Annotated in this window: 4 protein-coding genes and 1 other annotated feature; of the genes, 1 reads left to right on the top strand and 3 read right to left on the bottom strand. The window is 40.3% G+C overall.

Annotated elements, in window-relative coordinates:
• Positions 1-5 precede the first annotated feature (5 nt).
• Positions 6-509 (bottom strand): ECF transporter S component, encoded by a 504-nt coding sequence (locus VIK44_RS03985; protein WP_331552552.1) that lies wholly within the window; start codon positions 507-509, stop codon positions 6-8.
• Between the two features lie 86 nt (positions 510-595).
• Positions 596-1,222 (bottom strand): hypothetical protein, encoded by a 627-nt coding sequence (locus VIK44_RS03990; protein ID WP_331552553.1) that lies wholly within the window; start codon positions 1,220-1,222, stop codon positions 596-598.
• Between the two features lie 182 nt (positions 1,223-1,404).
• Positions 1,405-1,613 (top strand) — a binding site (T-box leader).
• A 68-nt stretch (positions 1,614-1,681) separates the two neighbouring features.
• Between VIK44_RS03990 and ileS the strand changes: the two genes are divergently transcribed.
• Entirely contained in the window at positions 1,682-4,780 is a 3,099-nt protein-coding gene (ileS, locus tag VIK44_RS03995; RefSeq protein ID WP_331552554.1) for an isoleucine--tRNA ligase, read from the top strand.
• A 105-nt stretch (positions 4,781-4,885) separates the two neighbouring features.
• Here the strand turns inward: ileS and VIK44_RS04000 are convergent, their stop codons facing one another.
• Entirely contained in the window at positions 4,886-5,776 is an 891-nt protein-coding gene (locus VIK44_RS04000) for a prephenate dehydratase (protein WP_331552555.1), read from the bottom strand.
• Between the last annotated feature and the right edge of the window lie 82 nt (positions 5,777-5,858).

Consider the following 5,858-nt stretch of genomic DNA (forward strand, 5'->3'; position numbering starts at 1 on the left):
TCTTTTCATTTTGTTGAAATCTTAGCTGGCATCAGGCGAAAACGCTCTAAAGGTTTATAAAGTACCAGTGCGACAACAATTCCTACCAAACCTTGAAGACAGTTAAAGGGTATATTAATGAATGGTGCTGTGATGCTGCCATACATAACAATTTCAGAGATATAGTAGATGGTCACCATGACAGCAACAGCAGGAAATAAAAAGAATAGCTTATTTGTTTTTGGATAACGTTCCATAAAATAGCCGAAGATAAAAGCCATTAAGCCTTTGGCCAAAAAGGTTGGCAGGACATAGGCTCCAAATCCACCAAAATAATCAGCACTGGCAGAGCCAAGACCTGCAGCAATAAGACCACCCCAGGGTCCTAAAATATAAGCGGATAAAAGAACAGCACCATCACCAAGATGGATGTAACCATTTGGAATGGGAATTTTGATCAGTGTTGTCATAACAAAGGTTACTGCTATCATCAGTGCACAATAGGTCATTTTTTTTGTTTGGCTAGTCATATTCAAATCCTCTTTTTCTAAGAAACTAATTATTTAAGTGTGTAAATTGTGAACGAACACCCTTCTGCCATTAAATCAATGACAGACTAAACCTGTTCAATGGAAATGCTCACTGAGCTATTTCCCTGGATATCTGTTTTTTGTGGGTTGTTCGGTGCCACAGTCAAACTGATTGCATAGCCACTCACCGTTGCTTTAAGGTTGGTTGAAGCAGAAATGTTTTCTTCGGAAAAATCTGACATGGTCGTTAACAACGGCCGATAAAAGGCGAGTATTTCATCGGTTGAATCCTCAGACACATACGAGGTGAGCCAACCGGGGTTTCCTTTGTCGCTGGTCATAGCTTTAGAATCCGAAACTCCAAGAACATCATACAAGGGAATCATTTGGCTAGGGTAATCGGTGGCCAGGGCTGCAGTAGTATCCTCATAAAGGTAATCGGAATTCTCATCGATAATTGTTTGCATTTCTTCAGGGATAACAATTGATGTGGTTGGCGTAGTCGAAGGTTGATTGGAGGCGGCATCTTTTTCTGATGTTGCGGGATCACCTTCCGGTGTGGTATTACCAGTTGTTGTGGGATCAGCCTTAGTTGTACTGGCAGTGACATTCGTGTCATTTGATTTAGCCACGAGCTTTGGAAGAATATAGAAGGTGGATGCAACAAGAACCGTAATTAGCAAAATGCCAATGATAAAATAACGCTTTTTCATTTATAACTCCTTTTGTTTTTAATTTTTTCCAATATAATGGGTAATGGAAGGATCTCAATACCATCATTATATACGATATTCTTAAAAATTTAAATAAAGATTTCAAAATACTTGATTTTATTTCGGATTTTGTATAAAATATTAACCAGTTATTTGATTTGGCAGTAATGTTAATTTTTATATTAAATGTAATGAAAAGGACGCTTTGGGAAAAGCTTAAACAGAGAAATAATCAGTTAGGTGTAAGATTATTAGATGGCATTCTGGAGAGATCACCTTTGAACAGGATTTCTGAAGGCAATAACCTAGGAAATCACGGGGAATCGTTAAATTCATAAAAGTGGGCAGTTTTCTGTCAACTTGGGTGGTACCGCGATTTTTCGTCCCTTGGATTTTTCAAGGGGCGTTTTTTATTATGGGTTGACACATAGAGATAAGAGCTATTTTGGAGGTAGTAAGATGACACAATTTAAATCATTAGCCGAGGGAAATATCGGTGAAAGAGAAGATAATATTTCGAAGCAATGGGAAGAAATGAACATTCTGCAAAGAACCATTGATCATCGCGAAGGAAAAGAAAATTTTGTATTTTATGAAGGGCCGCCAACCGCCAATGGCCGCCCGGGGATTCATCATGTTCTGGCGAGAACCCTGAAAGACAGCGTTTGTAAATATAAAGTAATGGATGGATACCGGGTAATCCGAAAAGCCGGTTGGGATACCCATGGCCTTCCTGTGGAAATTGAAGTGGAAAAACAGTTGGGCCTTTCCAGTAAACCTGAAATCGAAGCTTATGGCATGGATAAATTTAATGAACAATGTAAGGCATCGGTTTTCAATTACGAAGCACAATGGAAAGAAATGAGCCGAAAAATGGGCTATTTCATTGACATGAAGGATCCCTATATTACACTGGATAATGATTACATTGAAACGGTTTGGTGGATTTTAAACAAATTCAATAAAGAAGGCTTTCTTTATGAAGGCCATAAAATAATGCCCTATTGCCCACGCTGTGGTACCGGCCTGGCATCCCATGAAGTAGCCCAGGGTTACCAGGAAATTAAGAGTAATACCGTTGTGGTTGCATTTAAACGACAAGATCTTGAGGAATATTTTCTGGTATGGACCACAACTCCCTGGACTTTGGCTGCCAATGTCGCCCTTGCAGTTCATCCGGATGCTGACTATATTAAAGCCAGAAGCAATGATGAAGTTTATTATTGTGCAAAAGTTTTGGCACCTAAATTATTAGGAGAGGATTACGAAATCCTTGAGGAAATGAAAGGAGCTGCATTAGAATATATTGAGTATGAACAACTCATGCCCTTTGTTACTGTTGATAAAAAAGCTTTTTTTGTTACCTGTGCTGATTATGTAACCACCGAAGACGGTACTGGGATTGTACACATTGCTCCTGCCTTCGGTGAGGATGACTATAAAGTCGGCCGTCAATATAATCTGCCGGTACCCCAGCCAGTAGCTGAAGATGGAAAATATACGGAAACTCCCTGGAAAGGGCAATTTGTTATTGATGCCGATTTAGATATTATTAAATGGCTTAAGAAACAAGGCAAGCTGTTCAAGAAGGAAAAAATGGTTCACAATTATCCCCATTGCTGGCGGTGTAAAACCCCATTGCTTTATTATGCAAAGCCCAGTTGGTATCTTGAAGTAACAAAAATCAAGGATCAGCTCATTGAAAATAACAACGGTGTTGAGTGGTTCCCTGATTATGTGGGAGAAAAACGATTTGGAAATTGGTTGGAAAACCTTAATGACTGGGCTATTTCAAGAAGCCGTTACTGGGGGACACCTTTAAATGTTTGGCGTTGTGATGATTGTGGTGCCATCGAATCCATTGGTTCAAGAAAAGAACTGGTAGAACGTGCCATTGAAGACATCGATGAAACCATTGAGCTTCACCGTCCCTATGTGGATGATGTTCACCTGACTTGTCCGGATTGTGGAAAAACCATGACCCGGGTCAAAGACGTCATTGACTGTTGGTTTGATTCCGGATCCATGCCCTTTGCTCAATATCACTATCCTTTTGAAAACAAAGAACTTTGGGAAAATCAATTTCCAGCTGATTTTATTTGTGAAGGTATTGACCAAACTCGGGGATGGTTTTACTCGCTTTTAGCTATTTCAACCTTTGTTACCGGAAAAGCACCCTATAAAAAAGTTTTGGTCAATGATCTTATTCTGGATGCTGAAGGCCAAAAAATGTCTAAGACAAAAGGCAATAGTGTGGATCCCTTTGCCATGTTTGAAGAATACGGAGCTGATGCCCTGCGATGGTACCTTCTTTATGTTTCTCCGGCCTGGACACCCACCCGTTTTGATATTAAAGGTCTTAAAGAAGTCCAAAGTAAGTTTTTTAACACCCTGAAAAATACCTATAACTTTTTTGCATTGTATGCCAATACAGACACCATTGATCCCCGGGAGTTTTTTGTGCCCTATGATGAACGCCCGGTGATTGATACCTGGATCCTGTCCAAATACAATCGTTTGGTTAAAGAAGTACGAGGGGAAATGGAAATTTTCGACCTGACCAGGGCGGTCAGAAAAATACAGACCTTTGTAAATGAGGATTTATCCAATTGGTATATCAGAAGAAATCGACGAAGGTTCTGGGGATCAGAGTTGACTGAAGATAAAAAAGCTGTTTACAATACCACCTGGGAAGTCCTGGAAGGAGTTGTCCGCCTTTGTGCTCCTTTTGCTCCCTATGTTACCGAAGAACTGTATCAAAAGCTTACAAACGCAGAATCAGTTCATTTGGCGGACTATCCATTAGCCAATGAAGCTTTGATTAAAGATGATATCGAAGAACCGATGGATTTAGTAAGGGAGTTGGTCAGCCTGGGACGCGGTGCCAGAGAAGATGCTCAAATTAAAGTGCGTCAGCCGCTGTCAAAAATTATTGTGGATGGAAAATACCGAAAGCTCATTGGAGAATTAACAGTGCTCATCGAAGAAGAGCTTAATATAAAATCTGTGGTTTTTGAAGATGATCTGGGTGCATTCATGAACTATGTACTGAAACCGGATTTTAAAGTAGCTGGACCGATTCTCGGGAAAAATGTTAAGCTCTTAGGAAAAGCCCTGGCTACGGTGAACCCGGAAGAGGTAGTGGCTAAATTGGAAGCCGGGGATTCTTTTGTGATTCAGTTGGATGGGGAAAGCATTGAAATCAAAAAAGATTTTATTGATATTCGGATTTCATCTAAAACAGGTTTTAACGTCCAAATGTTTAACAATAAGTTTGTTATTCTGGATACCAGTTTGAGTCAGGCTTTGTTAGACGAAGGTTATGCCAGAGAATTCGTTTCCCGGATTCAGCAATTGAGAAAATCCAGTGGCTTTGAAGTCATGGATCGCATTGATATTACCTGGGCCGGAGATGATGAGATCCAGAGTGCTTTAAAAAAATATATCGAGTTTATTAAAACCGAAACCTTGGCGGATCAGCTTCTCTTTGAAGTTGGAAAAGGCGATGTTTATAACCTTAATGGCCATGATACAACGATTCATGTTGTGAAAAAATAGAAGAGAAAATAAATTAGCAATCAAAAATGACTGAACCATTATGGTTCAGTCATTTTTGATTGCAGACAAAGAAATCTGAAAGCTTATCTGTTTTTGCTATTGTCATTAAATAGGCGTTTCAGTAAACTGCGGATAATACCCTAAAAACTGAAAGTAATCCACCTTTTCCTGGATGATCGGAAGCAGATTGATGAGCGTGTTTTGAGAAATATTACCGGTGAAATCCACAAAAAACAGGTATTCCCAATTATGATTTAAAAGCGGCCGGGATTCAATTTTACATAAATTCAGAGAGAACGCCGAAAAGATACCAATGATCTCATAAAGCGCCCCGGGACGGTGGGGCAAACGAAAGGCGATACTAACCCGGGTTGGATCTTTAAAAAGTTTAAGCTTCCGGGAAATAATCACAAACCGTGTTACATTCGTTTGTGAAAAATTAATGTTTTCCGCCAGTACCTCCAGATGATAGAGTTCACCGGCTCTTTTGCTGGCAATAGCTGCCAAATGGGGATCGCTTTTTTCGGCCACGTAAGCCGCTCCAATGGCAGTATTATAATAGGGAATACATTTCCAGTGAGGGTACCTATTTAAAAATTCCTGGGATTGAGAAAACCCCTGGGTATGAGAATAAACTTCTTCAATGGTTTCAAGGCGTGCCCCCTGGGGGGCCAAAAGACAATGACGAACCCTTACCTCTTCTTCTCCGACAATATAATACTGATATTGTGAGAGAAGGTCATAAACTGTGGCAATGGATCCGGTCGAGGAATTTTCAATCGGAAGGACACCGTAGTCGGATTTACCTTGTTTCAGGGATTCAAAAACATCTTCAAACGTTTTACAGGGCAAAAGCTCACCGGACCCCTTAAAATATGAAAGGCCGGCTTCCTCACCATAGGAACCCAGGATGCCTGCGTACGCGACCCGGGGATGTTCTTCCAGGGTTTGAGGGGATTCTGAATAAGCCTGATCTAATGCTGTTAACAAGGTCATTTTAATAACCTATGGATTCCCCAATGAGGATTATTTTAATGCGTCCGGGAGAACCGCTATGACGGGTAATCACAGTATTGGA

This window comes from Acetobacterium sp. (genome assembly GCF_036508315.1).
Classification (GTDB): domain Bacteria; phylum Bacillota; class Clostridia; order Eubacteriales; family Eubacteriaceae; genus Acetobacterium.

What these genes read in the sequence shown, in the direction of transcription:
- VIK44_RS03985 (WP_331552552.1), bottom strand. Translation starts at nt 509, where the DNA reads ATGACTAGCCAAACAAAAAAAATGACCTATTGTGCACTGATGATAGCA.
- VIK44_RS03990 (WP_331552553.1), bottom strand. Translation starts at nt 1,222, where the DNA reads ATGAAAAAGCGTTATTTTATCATTGGCATTTTGCTAATTACGGTTCTT.
- ileS (WP_331552554.1), top strand. Translation starts at nt 1,682, where the DNA reads ATGACACAATTTAAATCATTAGCCGAGGGAAATATCGGTGAAAGAGAA.
- VIK44_RS04000 (WP_331552555.1), bottom strand. Translation starts at nt 5,776, where the DNA reads ATGACCTTGTTAACAGCATTAGATCAGGCTTATTCAGAATCCCCTCAA.